Below are 16879 nucleotides of genomic sequence, written 5' to 3' on the forward strand. Positions count from 1 at the left end.
GCGGACGGATCTCGCTGGACACGGGAGTGAGAATCGGGTCCGTGACGACCCTTCCGACCGACGCTGACTGGGCCGTGACCCGAGTCCCGGTGGGCCGTGCGGAAGCGGCTGGCCTGCTGCGCGAGTACTTCGAGGAGCTGTCCAGCCGCTACTACGGCCGGCAGCCCACCGAGGCCGAGATCGACGAGGCCATCGCCGAGAGCCCCAACCACGACCTCGTGCCACCCCGTGGGCTGTTCCTGGTCGCCCACCACCGGGACGACCTGGCCGGTTGCGTGGGCCTGCGGATCCACACCCCCGAGATCGCCGAGATCACCCGGATGTTCGTGCGCAGGCCGTTCCGGGGCCGGGGCGCCGCCTCCCGGTTGCTGGTCGCGCTGGAGGCCGAGGCGGCCGGGCTGGGCATCACCACCCTGCGCCTGGAAACCAGGAACAACCTGGTGGAAGCCAGGAAGCTCTACGCCAAGCACGGCTACGCCGAGGTACCGCCCTACGCCGAGCGCCCGTACGCCGAGCACTGGTTTGAGAAGCGCCTGGGCACCGGCTGACCGGTGGGCGCCCGAGGCGGTTGGCCCGCCCCGGGCGCCGGTCGCTCACTGGTAGCGGGGTGTCCACCACCGGGCCTTGTAGAACTCCGCGCCGGTCCGGGTCCGCTGACCCGCCGGCTGGAACAGGTCCACGGTGTCCGTGCACCAGGTGGTGCGGCAGCCCTGCTTGGGCGTGGTCTCCAGGACCTGGCCGGTCACCGGGTTGTTGCCGACCGCCTTGACCGCCGGCCGGTTGATCCGGTCGGCACCGCGGAACCCGGTGCTGAACGAGTTGCTCAGCTTGCGGTACTGGTACACGCCCGAGCCGGTGGTGATCCACAGCCGGTTCGGGTCGCCGTACACCGGCTGCAGGTCGTGCCCGTCCGCGCTGGGCAGGGCCACGCGGCGCACCTCGGTGAGGGTGGGGGCGGCCGCCGTGCCGCCGACCCGCAGCGCCACCAGGTGGTCGTGGCCGATCGTCCACAACAGACCGCCCAGCGGGTCCCACAGCACCCCGTGCGCCGTCTTGAGGGGAAACTCCACGTAGTTGGCCGAGTCAGGACCCTGCGACGCCGTGTACACCCGGACCCAGCCGCCGGTGCTGGCCGCGGCCGCGACGTTGCCGTTGGGCAGCAGTTCGACGGCGTGCGGGTTGGCCGGTCCGCCCGCGTTGACCGCCCAGCGCTTGCGCCCCGAGGGGTAGTCGACCATGGCCAGCAGGCCGCCGGACGCGGCGGTCAGCAGCACCGGCCGGCCGGCGCGGTCGGTGCGCAGCCGCGCCTCGCTCGGGTTGCTCCAGCCCGGCTGGGCGTCGGCGAACCCGTTGGCCGCGCTGGGCCGCCAGGACCACCGCAGCGCGCTGTCGTCGGCCGACCAGTCAGCGACGCGCTGGTCGAACACGGCGATCCGGCCGCCGTTGCTCTGGTCGGTTCCGACGACCCAGCTGAACGAGGCGTGGCTGGCCGAAACCGGTTGCCGCTCGGCCGGGCTCGCGCCGGCGACCGGGCTGGCCAGGGCCATGACCCCGGCGGCGAGCAGGCCCAGTCTGACGAGAAACCTGTGCTTCATGGTGACTCCTGACATCGCGTGAAGCCAAAGAATCACCAGTGAGGCTGGCCACCTGGTTGCCTGTCAACAACATCGGGTGGGCCGGCAGGTGAACCGCCTGCCCGCTGGCTCGGCCGGCCAGTCCGACTGGTTCCGGTGCTCCTGCCGGCTCTTTCACCTGCCCAGGCTCCGCCACCTGCCCAGGCTCCGCCACCTGCTCGGCTCTTTCACCCGCTCGGTTCTGCCACCCGCTCAGTTCTGCCACCTGTTCAGTTCTGCACCTGTTCAGGGCGCCACCGGAACGGACACACCGATCCCGCCCTGGGTGTCCGCCCCGTAGCGGTCGATCTCGGCGGCCAGGTCCAGCGGGCGGACCGCGACCTCGCCCTTGCTCTCCTCGGTCAGCAGATCGGCGGGAACCAGCCAGGACACCTCGAACTCCAGGCCGTCCGGGTCGTGGGCGTAGAGCGCCTTGGTGGTGCCGTGGTCGGAGGCGCCGACCAGGGCACCGGCGTCGGACAGCCGCTGTGCGATCCGCCGCAGCTCGGCCAGGGTGTCGACCTCCCAGGCCAGGTGGTAGAGCCCGACCGAGGTGCGGCCGGCGGTGGTGTCGCCCGCGTCCGGCCCGATGGCGAACAGGCCCAGGTCGTGGTCGTTGGTGGACCCCTCGGCCTGGAGGAACACCGCGCGTCCGGGGATCTCCATGACGGTGCGGAAACCGAGCAGGTCCTGGTAGAAGGCGGCGCTGCGGGTGACGTCGCGGACGTAGAGCACGGCGTGGTTGAGGCGCTGGATCGGCATGGCCGGTCTCCCTGGAGTGGTGGTCGCGCTCTGGAGGTCCCAGCGCTGCGTTCGGGGGCCGTGCCAGAGGTTGAAAGTTCAATAGAAGTGTCAAATCGATGCTAAGTCGGAAAGGTTGAGGATTCAAGTACGGCGTTATGCTGGGGACATGGCCGAGCAGACCCGGTGGCTCACCGAGCGGGAACAGCGCGCCTGGCTGGCGTTCCTCGCCATGGAGCGGCTGCTCGACGAGGCGCTGGACCGGCAACTGCAACGGGATGCCGGCATGTCACACGCCTACTACCGGATCCTGGCCATCCTGTCCGCCGCGCCGAACCACACCCTGCGCATGAGCGAGTTGGCCGAGCAGGACCGCGCCTCGCAGAGCCGGCTGACCCACGCGATCAACCGGCTGGAGCAGGCGGGCTGGGTGCGGCGCGAAAAGGGGGCAACAGACCGGCGGGTGGTCCACGCGCAGCTGACCGAGGCCGGCTACGAGGTGCTGCGCCAGACCGCCCCCGGCCACGTCGAGGCCGTCCGTGCCAACCTGTTCGACCAGCTCAGCGAGGAGCAGGTGGATCAGCTGCGGAACATCTGCGAGGCCGTGCTGACCAAACTGGAAGCCGACCACGGCCCGGCCCGGGTACCACGCCGCGACTGACCTCGGGCACGAATCACCCGATCGTGTCGTGAGTTGTCCACAGCCCGGCCGGTTGTCCACAGGTCGACCCGAAACCGGCGGCGGCGCGGGGGTGCGTCGGTAGGCTGGGCCTGGGGCCGCCCCCCCGGGAGGGTGGGGGCCTGCCCTGGAGCCGGAAAACCCGCTCCGGCCGTCGACCGGCCCGCTCCGGGCACCGGCACACCCGCTCCGGGCACCGGCCACCTCGCCGACGCCCGACCGCCGTCCTGCCGCGGCGCCACCACCAGGCCGTTGAGCACGCCGTCGGTCAGGTCGCCCGCCAGCGGCAAGGGCCGGGCCGCCAGGCGTCACGCCGGCCGGTCGCCGTTCACCGCGCGCAGCGTGCGCATGGCGTTGGCCAGGGCGAACGCCGCCTCGGTGCCGAGCGGGGTGAGCACTGTGCGGCGCAGGGTGTCGGCGCACACGCGTCTGGCCCGGTTGGCCACGTCCCGGCCGTGGTCGGTGAGGGTGGCGTAGGTGACCCGCCGGTCCGTGTCACACGGCTGGCGCCGGATCAGGTCGGCGGCCACCATGCGGTCGGCGACCTTGGTGAACCCGCCGCTGGTCAGCGCGGCCTCCTTGGCCAGGCGGGTCATGGGCATGCGGTGTTCCGGGGAGCGGACCAGCCGGAGCAGGATGTCGAACTGCGCGGGCGGCAGGCCGAACTTGTCGGCGATCTCGCCCATCAGGCGATCCTGGGTCGCCAGGTAGCCCTCGATCACCAGGCCCCACCACGTGACGATCTCGTCGTCGTCGGTGTGGGGGTCCGGCCTCTCGTTGTCTGCGTTGTGCATGGCACCTCCGGCGTTCATCTGGCCGTCCCTGTCCTGCTGGCTGTCTGGTCTGGTCTGGATCTGGCTCGCGACCAGATCCTCTCGGGCGCAGATCCTGGCGTGGCCGGCCGCCCCGTTCCCGCGCCGCCATGCACACCCGACCCAGCACCACAGTCTATCCATGCAGAATCTTCCTGGAATATATCTTGCGAGGAAGATGTTTCCGAGGTAGCGTCGGCGACCGTCACCACCGGATAGGAGCAGAGCCCATGAGTTCCCCCGTCAAGGTCAGCGTCATCTACTACTCGTCGACCGGCACCAACACCGAACTCGCCAGGACCCTCGCGGCCGAGGCCGAGAAGGCCGGGGCCGAGGTGCGGGTGCGCCGCGTCGCCGAACTCGCGCCCGACGCCGCCATCGACTCCAACCCGGCCTGGCGCGCCAACGTGACGGCCACCGCGGACATCCCCGTGGCCACCGCGGACGACGTGGTGTGGGCCGACGCGGTGATCTTCGGTTCGCCGACCCGCTACGGCAACATCGCCGCCCAGCTCAAGCAGTTCATCGACACCCTGGGCCCGCAGTGGCAGCAGGGCCTGCTGGCCGACAAGGTCTACAGCGGCTTCACCTCCAGCGCCACCCTGCACGGCGGCCAGGAGTCCACCCTGCTCGCGCTGTACCAGACGATCCACCACTTCGGCGGCATCATCGTCAGCCCGGGCTACACCCACGGCTCCAAGTTCGTCGACGGCAACCCCTACGGCACCAGCCACGTCGACTCCCAGGGCCAGACCCCGGTCGACGAGGTCACCCGCACCGCGGCCGCCGTGCAGGCCGCCCGCGTGGTCCGGGTCGCCGGCGCGCTCAAGGCGGGCCAGGCCGGACAGGCCGGCTGACCGGGGGTTTCCGTTCCGATCGCGGTGTCGCTGTTCGAGCCGGCCGGGCACGCACACCCGCCGGCCCGAACACCTCGCCAGCCACACCCCACTGATCAACGTCTTCGGACACGTGCTCGGCAGGAGGACCCGATGTCCATCCAGACAAGCGGACTGCACCACGTCACCGCGATCGGCGGCGACCCCCAGCGCAACGTCGACTTCTACCTGCGGGCCCTCGGCCTGCGGCTGGTGAAGACGACGGTGAACTTCGACGACCCCGGCACCTACCACCTGTACTACGGCGACGAGGCCGGCCGGCCCGGCACGCTGATGACCTTCTTCCCGTGGCGTGGCGCGCCCCGCGGCCGCCACGGCACCGGCCAGGCCACCACCACCTCGTTCTCCGTGCCCGCCGCCTCCATCGGCTGGTGGAAGCAGCACCTGGAGCGGCTCGGCGTCGAGGTGAGCCGGATCAGCAGCCGCGCCCACGAGGACGCGCTGACCTTCCACGACCCGGACGGCCTGGTGCTGTCGCTGGTCAGCCACGAGCAGGACGACCCGCGCGAGCCCTGGGACAACGGCGTGATCCCGGTCGAGCACGGAATCCGCGGGCTGCACTCGGTCACCCTGTCGGTGACCCAGGAGGAGGCCACCGCCGGCATGCTGGTCGACGGCCTCGGCCTGCGCTTCGTCGACCAGCAGGGCAACCGGTTCCGGTTCGAGGCCGGCGCGGGCGGGCCGGGCGCGCTGGTCGACGTGCTGGTCACCCCGGACGCGCCGCGCGGCCTGGTCGCCGCGGGCACCGTGCACCACGTGGCCTGGCGCGCGCCCGACGAGGCCACCCAGGCCCAGTGGCGGGAGGAGCTGACGGACCGGGGCGTGTCCGTCACCTCGATCCTGGACCGCCAGTACTTCCGGTCCATCTACTTCCGCGAACCCGGTGGCACCCTGCTGGAGGTGGCCACGGACGAGCCCGGCTTCGCCATTGACGAGCCGCTGCTCGAACTGGGCCGGGCGCTGAAGCTGCCGCCGTGGCTGGAGCCCGACCGGGAGCAGATCCAGGCCATGCTGCCGGCCCTGGACCTGCCCGACGAGAACAACCCCGAGTTCGCCGAACAGCGGCGGTCGCACCAGCCGGCCGCGGCGACACAGACCTCGGCGGCACAGGTGTCGGGATCAGCGGCGACGGAAGCGCGGTCGGCATGACCGGCACCCCGCCCGCCGCGCTGTCGCTGCCGCACCACTTCCAACCAGGTGCGCCGGACGCGCCCGTGCTGCTGCTCCTGCACGGCACCGGCGGCAGCCCGACCGACCTGCTCGGCCTGGCCAGCCAGCTCAGCCCCACCTCGGCTGTGCTGGCCCCGGCCGGGCCGGTGTCCGAACACGGCGCGGCCCGCTGGTTCCGCCGGCTGGCCGAGGGCGTGTTCGACACCGACGACGTCATCGCCCGAGCCCACCAGCTCGCCGACTTCGTGCTCGCCGCCACCGAGCACCACGGCCTCGCCGGCCGCCGGCTGGTCGCGGTGGGCTTCTCCAACGGCGCCAACATCGCCGCGGCGGTCACCCTGCTGCGCCCGGACGCGCTGCGCGAAGCCGTGCTGTTCTCCGCGATGATGCCGCTGCCCGAACCACCCGACACCGACCTGAGCGCCACCCGGGTGTTCCTGGCCAACGGCGAGCACGACCCGATGGCGCCGCTGGCGTCCACCGAACAGCTGGTGCGAGCACTGACCGAGCGGTCCGCGCAGGTCACCGCGCACCGCCACCCGGGTGGCCACCAGATCACCCGCGCCGGCCTGGACGCCGCCACGTCCTGGCTCACCGCACCCGACACCTGACCCGTGCCGGCGGGCGACCTCGGCGCCGCCGCGGAACTGGGACCATGGCGACTGGTGAGCGCAGCCGAGCAACCCGAGGGGACACCGTGAACGAGTCGGCGGAGTCGACCGGAACCACGCCGAGGACCAAGACCCCGACCGCGAGCCCAGCGGCGGCCGCGGCGGCAACCACCCCGCCAGGCCGGGCCGAACAGGTCGGCGACCACAGCTGGGCCTACGTCCAGCAGCCGGGCACCTGGTTCATCAACAACGCCGGCTTCGTCGCGGGGGACAGCCCCGGTGACGGCGGCGCGGTGCTCATCGACACCTGCGCCACCAACCGGCGCACCCGTGCCCTGCTCGACACCGCCACCGGGCTGGTCGGGCCGCTGCGCGCCGCGGTGTCCACCCACCACCACGGCGACCACACCTACGGCAACCACCTGCTGCCGGCCGGACTGCCGATCTGGGCGTCGGCTCCGGCCGTGGCCGAGGCCCAGGCCACCGGAATCCAGCACTACCAGGGCGTGTTCCAGCAGCCCGACTGGGGCGATCAGCAACTGCGCCTGGCCACCGACGTGGTCGAGCCGGCCGGCAGCACGGTCGGCCGGGTGCTGGCGCGGGCCTTCGGCGCCACCGCCCACACCCGGGGCGACGTGGTCGGCTGGGTTCCCGACGACGGCGTGCTCTACACCGGTGACCTGGTGTTCGCCGGTGTCATCCCGCTGGCGCTGAGCGGGTCGGTGCGGGGCTGGCTGGAGGCGCTGGAATGGCTGCGCGGCTTTGCCGCCGCCGTGGTGGTGCCCGGCCACGGACCGGTCTCCCACACGCCCAACACCGCCATCGACGCCATGGCCGGCTACCTCGGCCTGGTGCTGCGGGTCGCCGAGGACGCCCTGGCCCGGGGCCGCTCCGCCGTGGACGCCGCCGCCGACCTGGCGTCCGGCCCGTACGCCGACTGGGGCGACCGCGACGAGCGCAACCTCATCAACCTCACCGTGGCCATGGCGGAACTGCGCGGCGAGCCGGTCGACGTGGCCGCGCTGTTGGCCGCCGCACTGGCCAACAACGGCGGCCCCCTGCCCTGCCTGGCCTGACCCGACCGCGTCACGGAGCGGCGCCGGCACCGACAACCGGCTGCCAGCGCCGCAGTGCCACCACGGTCACGCCGTCGGTGCGGTAGTAGGGGTCGGCGGCGATGATGTCCGCCACGCCCTGGGCGTCGGTGTCGAACACCAGCAGGGCGCCGGTGCCGTCCTGCCACGGTCCGGCCTGCACCAGCACCCCCTGCTCGTGCAGCTCCACCAGCCGCTGCCGGTGGGCCGACCGCGCCGCGAGCCGACGGGAACTGGGCGAGAAGGCGAGTTCGAGGACGTACATGGGGCGCGACGGTAGGAGCGAACCGGTCATGGGCGCTGTATCACGTGATACTCGGCTGACGCGGGATCTGTCGGCGGAGGTGGCCGCGCTCGCGGCCGTTCCGCTGTTCGCCCTGGTCGACCCGGCCCGGCTGGACAGCCTGGTGCGCCGCTCGACGGCGCGGGTGGTGCGTGCCGGAACCGTGGTCGCGGTGCGCGGCCAACCCGCCGACCACCTCGTCGTGGTGGTGGCCGGTGCGCTGACCGCGCTGCACGACACCGCCGAGGGCCGGCGGCTGCGGTTGGGGGAGTTCCCCGCGCCCTGCACGGTCGACAAGGCGGCCGTGCTCGACGGCAGCGGCCACAGCGCGACCTGGATCTCGACCTGCCGCACCCGGTTGCGACTGCTGCCAGCCGAGGCGTTGCGCGACCTGATCGACGACGTCCCGGCCGTGCGTCACCACGTGCTGGGCTACCTGTCCAGGCAACTCCGCCACCAACAGGAACAGCTGGTGCGCGCGTCGTTCACGGACACCACCGCGCGGGTGGCCGCCTGGCTGGTCCGCGCCGCCGGTCGCCCCGGGACCAGTCGGGACACGGCCAGTCGGGACACGGCCAGTCGGGCCGGGGCCAGGGTGGTCCTGCCCGGCGCGCAGGCCGGCCTCGCCGAGGCGGTGGGTGCCAGCCGGGTGTCGGTCAACCGGGCGCTGCGTGCCCTGGCCCGGGACGGGCTGGTGCGAGTCGAACCGGGCGCGGTGCACGTGCTGGCGCTCGACCGCCTCACCGCCCGGGCGAGGACACCGGACGGGCTGGGCTGATCGCTGGCACAGCGGTGGCGCGACAGCCACCGGTGGCGCATGGTCGATTGAGGCAGTCCTGATCGGACGCTGGACCAGGCGCCAGCTCCGGTCAACGCCGGCCGCGCCGGTCAGTGTCCGGCGAGTGGCGAGCGGTGAGCACGTGCCAGGCGTGCCGAGGTGACGAGGAGGACGAGTCGTGTCGGAGACACCGAACCAGCTACCCCAGCAACAGATCCCGAAGACGCCGGACACGTCCAGCACCGCGACGCCGGAGCAGGCCAGGCGGGCGAGGCAGGCCATGGCCGGGGACGCCTCCGGGCCGAGCGAGCGGGCGCGGGAGCAGAACGTGTTCAACCGGATCGAGCAACTCATCCACGAGGAGCACGAACTGCGCGAGCGGGCCCAGCGCGGCGAACTGGACACCGCGGAGGAACGGCGGCGACTGTCCAATGTGGAAGCCTCGCTGGACCAGTGCTGGGACCTGCTCCGCCAGCGGCGGGCGTTGCGCGTGGCCGGCCAGGACGCCGATCGGGCGCAGCCGCGTCCCAAGGAGGAAGTGGAGCGCTACCTCCAGTGAGTTCCCCGGTGGTGGACCGCACAGAAGTGGCGGCCCACGCGGACGTGGTTCGCTCGCGCGGTTGGCGGCACAGCGCGGGCGAACACCCTCCGCTTACCTTTTCCCGGTTTTCGCGGTGACCGCCCAGCCTTCCTGTCACCCAGACGGCCGCATTGCCCGGCTAAAGTCGCGCTACTCGCCATCGACCGGTCACCGACCGCTTAGCGCCGCCGATCGCAGGGAAGCCCGATCCGGGAAGCGGAGCCTCTTGTTCTTGGTAGGCAATTAACTGCACGCAGTTGAAGCGGCGGTGCTACCGCCGCTGTCGTCGCCAAAGGGAGGCACTCCGTGAACGGCACGCCAGCGCGTACGGCGGTTGAGAACGATGCGACGCCACTGCCGTCCCAGGTCGTTCCGATCCCGGAGCTTCCGGCGACCCAGGAGGAACTCGCGGCCAGCGCGGCCGAGCGACTTGGCTGGCAGGGCACGGTGCTGCCGCAGATGACGTTGATGGGGCGGCGGGTCGTCGTGATCGCCGAACTGCTCGCCGAAGCGCACGCCGAGCGCGTCTGCCTCGGCGCCGGCCCGGTGGCCGACCGCACCACCGTGGCCACCTGGGTGTGGCCGGAGATGGAGGGGCGGGTCCCACCCGCCGCCGTCCGACTGGTCGGCGTGGTCGCGGCGGCCAAGCACTGGCGCACCGCCCTGGCCTCGGTGGTGCCCTTTGCCCGCTACGGCCACGGCGCGATCGTGCTGCCGGCGGCCGCGGTGTTGTCGCACGACTACATCAGCAACTGCCTGCCCCGCGCGCGCCGCTACGGCGTGACCGTGCTGAGCGTTGACCAGGACGGCACGCTGGCGCTGGACCTGGCCGGCCGGCAGGACAACGTCCCGGTCGAGGACACCGCGGTGACCCGGTGGGTCAACGAGCTGGTGTACGAGCGCGTGCTGGCCACCACCAGCTGACCCCGTACCACCGAACACGCCCGCCCCGGCCCAGCCCCACCGCGCCGCGCTGACTTGCACCCACCGCGTCCGCCCGGCCACCCCGCGCACACCCTGTCGCCGCCGCCCACTCCAGCCCGGTGAACCAGCGCACCAGAACCCGCCGCACGCCACCCGGTGCCGATCCGTCAACCCTCCCGTTCGGACAGTCCTGATCGGACACTGGAACTGGAACACGCGGCCCGCGACCACTCGGCTGCTCGGCCGCCCGGACCCGCGTCCCACCCGGATCCCCGTCCGGCGGCCGGAGCGCCAACCGGGCGGCTCTCTACCCGGCGGAAGACCGTGATGGCGTTCTAGGCTCAGTGCCATGCGAGTCGTCATAGCTGGAGGCCACGGCAAGATCGCCCGGTTGTTGGAGCGGCTGCTCGCCGAACGCGACGACCTGCCGGTCGGCCTGGTGCGCAATCCCGACCACTGCGCGGACCTGCGCGCGCTGGAGGCCGAACCGGTGGTCTGCGATCTGGAACGGGCCGAGGTCGGCGAGGTGGTTGAGCACGTCAGCGGCGCGGACGCGGTCGTGTTCGCGGCCGGGGCTGGCCCGGGCAGCGGCGCGGCGCGCAAGGAAACGGTGGACCGGGCGGCCTCGGTCCTGCTGGCCGACGCCTGCGAGGCCGCCGGGGTGCGGCGGTTCATCCAGATCAGCTCGATGGGCATCGACCGCGCCGGTGCGCCCGGCATGGACGAGGTGTTCACCGCCTACCTGCGGGCCAAGGGCGCGGCCGAGGACGACCTGCGCGCGCGTGACCTGGACTGGACAATCCTCCGGCCAGGCTCGCTGACTGACGAGCCAGGAACCGGTCGGGTTCAGCTGGCCGAGCGCGTCCCGTACGGCTCGGTCAGCCGTCAGGATGTGGCAGCCGTGGTGCTCGCACTGCTCGACCACCCCACGACCGTGCGACGCACCCTGGAACTGATCGGCGGCGACACGCCGATCCCTGACGCTGTTTCGGCAGTCTGACGCGACGAACGGTTGGCTGTGGACAGCTGGACCGCACCAATGGACCAGACGAACGGTCACCCGCGGAGTTGTCCACAGCTGAGCGAGCACTCCCCGCTCCCGGCCGGACCACGGATAGGCTGAACCCGGGGTCGCCCCCCTGGGAGGGCGGGGGGCTGGCCTGGGGCGCGAGAACAACCCGGGCCACTACCCGAAGCAGGTGGCCTCGCCGCGGTAGGTGGGCACGGTTCGCTCCACCACGGCTCGTGCCGCGCCGTCCCCGCTGACCAGGTGGAACTCCGTGAACCGCTCGGCCAGCTCACCGGCCTTGGCGTGGCGCAGCCAGACCCGGTCACCCGGCCGCAGCCGTGCGGCGGCCCGGCCGACCACCGGCGTCTGCACCTCACCCGCGCCCTCCGTCGCGGTCAACCGCAGCCCGGCCGGCAGGTACGGCTGGGGCAGCCGGTCCGCCTTGGCCGGCCCGGACGCCAGGTACCCGCCGGTCAGCAGCGTGGCCGAACGCCGGCCCGGCCGGCGCACCACCGGCAGGGCGAACAGCGCGGCCGGCCGCGGCCGGAACGCCCGGTACGCGTCGAACAGGGTGGGGCCGAACAGACCCGACCCGGCCGCCAGTTCGGTCACCGCGTTGTCCGCGCGGGTGACCTCCAGGCTGCCGGTGCCGCCACCGTTCACGAACTCCAGCGGCGCCACCGACCGCACCGCGGCCACCACAGCGGCGCGTCGTGCCGCCAACTCAGCGGCTGAACGGCGTTGCATCCACCTGACGGCCGCCCCGTACAGCGGACGTCCTGGTGGCGCGTCACCCACGCCAGCGATCTGCCCCTCGTAGGCCATGATCCCGACCAGGGCGAAGCCTGGCCGACGCGTGATCTGCTCGGCCAGGGTGACGGCCTGGACTGGCGTGCGCACCGGTGAGCGACGCGTGCCCACGTGCACGCCGGGCAGCGGACGCCAGGCGGTGTCCAGTTCGAGGCAGACGCGGATCTCGGGGTGGTCAGCGCCCAGGGCCGCGTCCACCAGGTCGAGGTGGGCCAGTGAGTCCACGGTGATGGTGATGGCGCGGCGGGCCACCGGATCGGCGGCCAGGCGGCGCAGCCCGGCCCGGTCCGCGGTGGGGTAGGCGACCAGCAGGTCGTCACTGGTGCCCAGGCCGCACAACCACAGCGCCTCGGCCAGCGTGTAGCACATCAGGCCGCGGAACCCGGTGCGGGCCAGCGCGCGTTCCAGCAGGTAGCGGCAGCGGACCGACTTGGTGGCCAGTCGGATCGGCACGCCGCCGGCCCGGCGGAGCAGGTCGGTGGCGTTGTGGTCGAAGGCGGCGAGGTCGACGACGGCGAACGGCGGGTCAAGCCCCTTGGTAGCGGCCTCCAGCCTGTCCAACTCCGGCTCGGTGGGCACATCCGTACGGTACGGGCCACCACCTTGTAATGTGAATAGGTTTCACCTAATCTCTGAGCCCTCAGTGAGTCCCCCACTACCGGGAGCGACGGCATGGCGGGATCGCGGCGGCTGCCCAGTGGACCACCCACAACTGGCCAGTGGACGAACTGGGCCGGAACCGCCCGTGCCACACCGGCCCGCGTGACCTGTCCCCGCAGCGTCGAGGAGATCGTCGACACCGTCACCCACGCCGCCCAGCACGGGCTGACCGTGCGCCCGCGCGGCGCCGGCCACTCGTTCACCGCCATCGCCGCCACCACGGGCGTGGCCGTTGACCTGCGGAACTGGCGCGGCGTGGTCACGGCCGACGCGACAACCGGGCTGGTCACCGTCCGCGCCGGCACCCCGCTGCGCCAGCTCAACCTCGAACTCGACCGCCACGGCCTGGCCATGGCCAACCTCGGCGACATCGACGCGCAGACCGTGGCCGGGGCCATCGCCACCGGCACCCACGGCACCGGCAGCCGCCTCGGCGGGCTGGCCACCCAGGTCGTGGCCGTGGAACTGGTGCTGGCCGACGGCAGCCTGGTGCGCTGCTCGGCCGAGGAACGCCCCGAGCTGTTCCAGGCCGCCAGGGTCGGCCTGGGCGCACTGGGCGTGCTCACCACCGTCACCCTGCGCTGCGTGCCCGCGTTCACGCTGGCCGCCGACGAACGTCCGCAACGCCTGGAGCAGGTGCTGGACCACCTGCCCGAGTTGGTCGAACACAACGACCACTTCGAGTTCTACTGGTTCCCCTACGGCCGCAACGCCCTGGTCAAGCGCAACAACCGGCTGCCACCCGACCAGCCGGCCCGGCCACTGGGCCGGCTGCGCGGTTACGTCGAGTACGAGCTGGTGGAGAACGCGGCGTTCGGCACGCTGTGCCGCCTCGGCCGGGCCGTGCCCGCGCTGGTCCGCCCGCTCCAGGCGCTGTCCAGCGCCGCCCTGTCCACCCGCCGCTACAGTGACCGCTCCTACCGCGTGTTCGCCACCACCCGGCGGGTGCGGTTCGTGGAGTCCGAGTACGCCGTGCCCAGGGCCGCGCTGCCGCACGTGCTCGCCGAACTGCGCGCGCGGGTGCCCAGGTTGATCCACCCGGTGATGTTCCCGGTCGAGGTGCGCGTGGCCAGTGGCGACGACATCTGGCTGTCCACCGCGCACGGCCGGGACACCGCCTACGTGGCCGTGCACCAGTACGTGGGCATGCCCTACCGGGAGTACTTCGACCTGTTCGAGGCGGTGGCCGGAGCCGTTGACGGCCGGCCGCACTGGGGCAAGCTGCACCGGCTGGACGCGACCGCGCTGGCAGCACGCTACCCGCGGTTCGCCGACTTCCAACGGGTGCGGGCCGAGGTGGACCCGCAGGGGCGGTTCCGCAACGCCTACCTCGACCGGGTGCTGGGCGCACCGGGCACGGGCACCGGGTCGGGCTGAGCGCGCCACCTGGTCGGGCGAGCGCCACCGCCGGGGTGAGCGCGGCCCGATCCGCTCACTCGCCGAGGCAGCCGGCCAGGTAGCCCCGGACCAGGTTCTTGGCCTCGGTCAACACCGCCGGGTCACCCGCTGGTGAGCGGCGGAAGGCCAGGTTCAGCACGCCGTCGGCCGCCTCCACCGCCACGGCCAGCGGCAGTCGCAGGTTGGTCAGGGGCAGGTCGAAGCGTTCCGCGATGAGCTGGGCCAGGCGGTTGGCGATCACCGCGTTGTTGTCCATCCGGTCGTCCAGCAACCGGTGGTCGACCACGTCGCCGAAGTGCAGCCGGCTGAAGCCCGGCACGCTGCGGTGCATGGCCACGTAGACGTCGAACACCGGCTCCACCGCGTCCCACCAGTGCCGTGCCTCGATCGCCGAGAACCGCTCGCCCACCGCGGCCAGGAAGCGGTCCAGGTTGCGCAGGGTCAGCGCCTGCACCACGGCCCGCTTGTCCGGGAAGAACTGGTAGAGCGAGCCGACCGCGACACCGGCCCGTTCCGCGATCAGCGTGGTGGTCACCCCGTCGAAACCGACCTGGTCGATGAGTTCGGCGCACGCGTCGAGCATCCGTTCGACGCGCTGGGCGCTGCGTTGCTGGACCGGCTTGCGTCTCAGCGGAGTGGGGGTGGACACGGCGACTCCTTCGACGTGGGGGCTCCATCTTGCCCGGGTGGGCGGACGCGCACCGGGGTGTGCGGCCCGACACGCCCAAGGGTGAACAGGTGCTGGGTTCCGGTCCCTGGTGCAGCCGGCCCGGTCCGTCGGATTCCGCCGCTGGCAAGTCGCGGACGGGAGTGGGGGACCGTTTTGACGTGACCATCCTGGTGCTGAACCAACCGGCTCGTCCCGACGTGTCGCGTCCTGTCGCGCCCGGGACCGGTGGCATCCGGAGCAACGGTGATACGGGTGTGTCGGCACCACTGGCGGAAGATCATAACCACTGAATCGAGTCATCCAGTACTTCTCTGGCCGGTGCAACCAAACCGGGACAAATGATTTGTTTGTCAAAGCACCTAGTTGGCTTTTCTCGCTGGTTGTCCCGGTCCACACCGGACCGCACCTGTCCACGCCTGTCCGCGCGGCCGGGGCGGGGTGCCAGGCGGGGAGTGCGGAGCCGTGGGGGTCGGGCTGTGGGGGCCGGGTTGTGGGGGCCGGGTTCGGTGTGGACGACGGCCGCGAAGTGGCCCGCCAACCGGGTCCGCGACCGCCAACAGGGCCTGGCCAGCGCCAACGGCTCCGCGGCCGGGGCGGGGTCGGCAGGGGCGGGGTCGGCCGGGGTGACCGCGCCGGGGTTGCCGGTTGGGGGCAGGTGGACCGGATCGGGTGATCAGCTCGGAAGGGGCGGTCTCCGCCGGCCTGGCGATCGCATATGTGGCGCACCGGGTGGCCGCGGTTATCCCGGGGGAGCGGGCGTGCTCGGGTCCTACTCCGAGTGTCACGCCGAGACCAGCCCCGCGTCTTTTTGGATGAAAATCCGATGCCCGGAACCGGTGGTGAAAGCCAGGCGTACCGAAAAACGGACCTAATGGAGTTATGAACAATTCATATGTCGTTTCCGGCGGCCGTGTTCTTGGTCGTGCAGCGGAGTTCGTCAACGTTGTCCCGATGAGGATGGTCAAGTACTTTCCGCCCGAGGGCAAGCCAAAGCCCGCGGCCAACGCGGCCCGACCCGGAACCGCTGAATGTGTGCTGGCGGGCGCGGCCGGGTCGGATTCCGCCGGCGCTCGGGAGCGGACCGGGTGACTGGCGGGCCGGTCAGGTGGGGCCGGCCGGGTGGGCCCCGGCCGGGTGGGCCCCGGCCGGTTGGGCGCCGGCCGCGGCACGCTGGCAAGCGCTGTCCGGACGGGGAACACCGGACGGGAAACGCCGGGTGGCGGGCACCCGGCGTGACGATTGGGGTCCGCGGACCGGCGCCGGTCGGGGGAAGAGTGTGCGCAGCAGCGCCGGCCCGCGGAAGTCGTGGCTCACCCGGCACGGGCCGGGGAGAACTCGGTGGACAACTGTGCTGTTGTGGCCAGCGGCAGGCGCTGGCGGGTCGCACCGGTGGCCCGGTACGGGGCGGTCGGGGGTACGCCCGACCGGGCCACCGGCTGACTGGCGGACACGCGAGCTGTGCTCAGTCGGGGTCAGGCACAGGTCGCCGCCGCCTGCCCTCAGTGCGCTCCAGGGGACGCTCCGGCGGTGTCCGCGACCGTTGTCGCACCGGACACCGCACTGGACGCCGTTCCGGCGGCCGGGCGTCGACCTCGGGTAGGAGGCACCTCGGTGGGAGTGCGGCGGTGCCGAGACATCCTGGGGGCCAGTCCACCGGCCACCAGATGCTCGTACGCGGCCCGCCACACCGGGCAGGGCGACTTCTGCTGTCGCCACCGTGAAGAACACTCTGGGCAGTTGCCCTTCTGGTCCGGCTCGTGCGCGGCCAGCAGGGCGCGCCAGCCCTCGGTCAGCCGAGGCAGCTCGGAACGAGCCACGGACAGCAGCGAGGGGGCGTCGGCGCGGTTGGCGAGTTCGCTGATCAGATCAAGCCGTTCCCACACCGCGTTGCGCAGAACCTGGCCCAGTATCTCGTCCACCGCAACGTCACCGTCACCTTTCCGCCTGCTCAGCGGCTTCACGTAGGGCAGCTCGGAGTTGACCGAGCTGGCCCGCCGACAACACCGCGGTCTCTCCGGGGGGCCCGACCAGGACCACGGTGTCTCGATCAACGAGCACGGTGAGGCAACGGTCACGATCAACGACGTCGCTACACCGAATCCGCCACCAGCGACGGTGTCCAGTAGACCCGCGCCAGCCCGAGTCCGCATT

At 72.3% G+C, this 16879-nt stretch carries 18 protein-coding genes; 11 read left to right on the forward strand and 7 right to left on the reverse strand.

Features of this window, described 5'->3' with window-relative positions:
• Nucleotides 1-41 precede the first annotated feature (41 nt).
• A complete protein-coding gene (locus LX83_RS29915) occupies nucleotides 42-548 on the forward strand; it encodes a GNAT family N-acetyltransferase (RefSeq protein ID WP_253777373.1) in 507 nt (168 codons plus the stop codon).
• Between the two features lie 45 nt (nucleotides 549-593).
• Here LX83_RS29915 and LX83_RS29920 read toward each other — a convergent pair whose 3' ends face one another.
• Entirely contained in the window at nucleotides 594-1595 is a 1002-nt protein-coding gene (locus tag LX83_RS29920; protein WP_253777375.1) for a DUF6528 family protein, read from the reverse strand.
• A 264-nt stretch (nucleotides 1596-1859) separates the two neighbouring features.
• On the reverse strand, nucleotides 1860-2375 hold the full coding sequence (locus LX83_RS29925; protein WP_253777377.1) for a VOC family protein: 516 nt from the start codon (nucleotides 2373-2375) through the stop codon (nucleotides 1860-1862).
• 148 nt (nucleotides 2376-2523) lie between these two features.
• Here LX83_RS29925 and LX83_RS29930 point away from each other — a divergent pair, with 148 nt between their 5' ends.
• Nucleotides 2524-3015 (forward strand): MarR family winged helix-turn-helix transcriptional regulator, encoded by a 492-nt coding sequence (locus LX83_RS29930; RefSeq protein WP_253777379.1) that lies wholly within the window; start codon nucleotides 2524-2526, stop codon nucleotides 3013-3015.
• 326 nt (nucleotides 3016-3341) lie between these two features.
• On the opposite strand, the gene LX83_RS29935 is transcribed toward LX83_RS29930, so the two are convergent.
• Complete coding sequence (locus LX83_RS29935; protein ID WP_253777381.1) at nucleotides 3342-3827, reverse strand: MarR family winged helix-turn-helix transcriptional regulator; 486 nt, start codon at nucleotides 3825-3827, stop codon at nucleotides 3342-3344.
• Between the two features lie 248 nt (nucleotides 3828-4075).
• On the opposite strand from LX83_RS29935, the gene wrbA reads away from it, so the two are divergent.
• The 4 genes from wrbA (at nucleotide 4076) to LX83_RS29955 (ending at nucleotide 7598) form a co-directional block, all read left to right on the forward strand.
• Nucleotides 4076-4702, forward strand: a complete 627-nt coding sequence (wrbA, locus tag LX83_RS29940; protein WP_253777383.1) for an NAD(P)H:quinone oxidoreductase — start codon at nucleotides 4076-4078, stop codon at nucleotides 4700-4702.
• A gap of 132 nt (nucleotides 4703-4834) precedes the next feature.
• Complete coding sequence (locus LX83_RS29945) at nucleotides 4835-5890, forward strand: ring-cleaving dioxygenase (protein ID WP_253777385.1); 1056 nt, start codon at nucleotides 4835-4837, stop codon at nucleotides 5888-5890.
• Nucleotides 5887-6522 carry an alpha/beta hydrolase gene (locus LX83_RS29950; protein WP_253777387.1) on the forward strand — a complete coding sequence of 212 codons (636 nt, stop codon included), beginning with the start codon at nucleotides 5887-5889 and terminating at the stop codon, nucleotides 6520-6522. The genes LX83_RS29945 and LX83_RS29950 overlap by 4 nt, the downstream gene beginning before the upstream one ends.
• A gap of 86 nt (nucleotides 6523-6608) precedes the next feature.
• Nucleotides 6609-7598, forward strand: a complete 990-nt coding sequence (locus LX83_RS29955; RefSeq protein ID WP_253777389.1) for an MBL fold metallo-hydrolase — start codon at nucleotides 6609-6611, stop codon at nucleotides 7596-7598.
• 10 nt (nucleotides 7599-7608) lie between these two features.
• On the opposite strand, the gene LX83_RS29960 is transcribed toward LX83_RS29955, so the two are convergent.
• Nucleotides 7609-7881, reverse strand: coding sequence for a YciI family protein (locus tag LX83_RS29960; protein WP_253777391.1), 273 nt, complete (start codon nucleotides 7879-7881; stop codon nucleotides 7609-7611).
• Nucleotides 7882-7909: 28 nt separating this feature from the next.
• On the opposite strand from LX83_RS29960, the gene LX83_RS29965 reads away from it, so the two are divergent.
• The 4 genes from LX83_RS29965 to LX83_RS29980 all read left to right on the forward strand — a co-directional run bounded on the left by LX83_RS29965 (nucleotide 7910) and on the right by LX83_RS29980 (nucleotide 11181).
• Entirely contained in the window at nucleotides 7910-8677 is a 768-nt protein-coding gene (locus LX83_RS29965) for a Crp/Fnr family transcriptional regulator (RefSeq protein ID WP_253777394.1), read from the forward strand.
• A gap of 178 nt (nucleotides 8678-8855) precedes the next feature.
• A complete protein-coding gene (locus tag LX83_RS29970) occupies nucleotides 8856-9236 on the forward strand; it encodes a DUF2630 family protein (RefSeq protein ID WP_308204077.1) in 381 nt (126 codons plus the stop codon).
• 327 nt (nucleotides 9237-9563) lie between these two features.
• Complete coding sequence (locus LX83_RS29975; protein WP_253777396.1) at nucleotides 9564-10181, forward strand: hypothetical protein; 618 nt, start codon at nucleotides 9564-9566, stop codon at nucleotides 10179-10181.
• A 349-nt stretch (nucleotides 10182-10530) separates the two neighbouring features.
• A complete protein-coding gene (locus LX83_RS29980; RefSeq protein WP_253777398.1) occupies nucleotides 10531-11181 on the forward strand; it encodes an SDR family oxidoreductase in 651 nt (216 codons plus the stop codon).
• Nucleotides 11182-11367: 186 nt separating this feature from the next.
• Here the strand turns inward: LX83_RS29980 and LX83_RS29985 are convergent, their stop codons facing one another.
• Nucleotides 11368-12579, reverse strand: coding sequence for an amino acid deaminase/aldolase (locus tag LX83_RS29985; RefSeq protein ID WP_253777400.1), 1212 nt, complete (start codon nucleotides 12577-12579; stop codon nucleotides 11368-11370).
• A gap of 93 nt (nucleotides 12580-12672) precedes the next feature.
• On the opposite strand from LX83_RS29985, the gene LX83_RS29990 reads away from it, so the two are divergent.
• Nucleotides 12673-14037 (forward strand): D-arabinono-1,4-lactone oxidase, encoded by a 1365-nt coding sequence (locus tag LX83_RS29990; protein WP_253777402.1) that lies wholly within the window; start codon nucleotides 12673-12675, stop codon nucleotides 14035-14037.
• 55 nt (nucleotides 14038-14092) lie between these two features.
• Here the strand turns inward: LX83_RS29990 and LX83_RS29995 are convergent, their stop codons facing one another.
• On the reverse strand, nucleotides 14093-14707 hold the full coding sequence (locus LX83_RS29995) for a TetR/AcrR family transcriptional regulator (RefSeq protein ID WP_253777404.1): 615 nt from the start codon (nucleotides 14705-14707) through the stop codon (nucleotides 14093-14095).
• A 1520-nt stretch (nucleotides 14708-16227) separates the two neighbouring features.
• On the reverse strand, nucleotides 16228-16647 hold the full coding sequence (locus LX83_RS30000) for a hypothetical protein (RefSeq protein WP_253777406.1): 420 nt from the start codon (nucleotides 16645-16647) through the stop codon (nucleotides 16228-16230).
• Nucleotides 16648-16879: the final 232 nt, after the last annotated feature.

Source organism: Goodfellowiella coeruleoviolacea (genome assembly GCF_024171785.1).
GTDB lineage: Bacteria > Actinomycetota > Actinomycetes > Mycobacteriales > Pseudonocardiaceae > Goodfellowiella > Goodfellowiella coeruleoviolacea.

Bases quoted from the DNA above. Each gene is read 5' to 3' on its own strand.
- LX83_RS29920 (WP_253777375.1), bottom strand. From the start codon at position 1,595: ATGAAGCACAGGTTTCTCGTCAGACTGGGCCTGCTCGCCGCCGGGGTC.
- LX83_RS29925 (WP_253777377.1), bottom strand. From the start codon at position 2,375: ATGCCGATCCAGCGCCTCAACCACGCCGTGCTCTACGTCCGCGACGTC.
- LX83_RS29930 (WP_253777379.1), top strand. From the start codon at position 2,524: ATGGCCGAGCAGACCCGGTGGCTCACCGAGCGGGAACAGCGCGCCTGG.
- LX83_RS29935 (WP_253777381.1), bottom strand. From the start codon at position 3,827: ATGCACAACGCAGACAACGAGAGGCCGGACCCCCACACCGACGACGAC.
- wrbA (WP_253777383.1), top strand. From the start codon at position 4,076: ATGAGTTCCCCCGTCAAGGTCAGCGTCATCTACTACTCGTCGACCGGC.
- LX83_RS29945 (WP_253777385.1), top strand. From the start codon at position 4,835: ATGTCCATCCAGACAAGCGGACTGCACCACGTCACCGCGATCGGCGGC.
- LX83_RS29950 (WP_253777387.1), top strand. From the start codon at position 5,887: ATGACCGGCACCCCGCCCGCCGCGCTGTCGCTGCCGCACCACTTCCAA.
- LX83_RS29960 (WP_253777391.1), bottom strand. From the start codon at position 7,881: ATGTACGTCCTCGAACTCGCCTTCTCGCCCAGTTCCCGTCGGCTCGCG.
- LX83_RS29965 (WP_253777394.1), top strand. From the start codon at position 7,910: ATGGGCGCTGTATCACGTGATACTCGGCTGACGCGGGATCTGTCGGCG.
- LX83_RS29980 (WP_253777398.1), top strand. From the start codon at position 10,531: ATGCGAGTCGTCATAGCTGGAGGCCACGGCAAGATCGCCCGGTTGTTG.
- LX83_RS29990 (WP_253777402.1), top strand. From the start codon at position 12,673: ATGGCGGGATCGCGGCGGCTGCCCAGTGGACCACCCACAACTGGCCAG.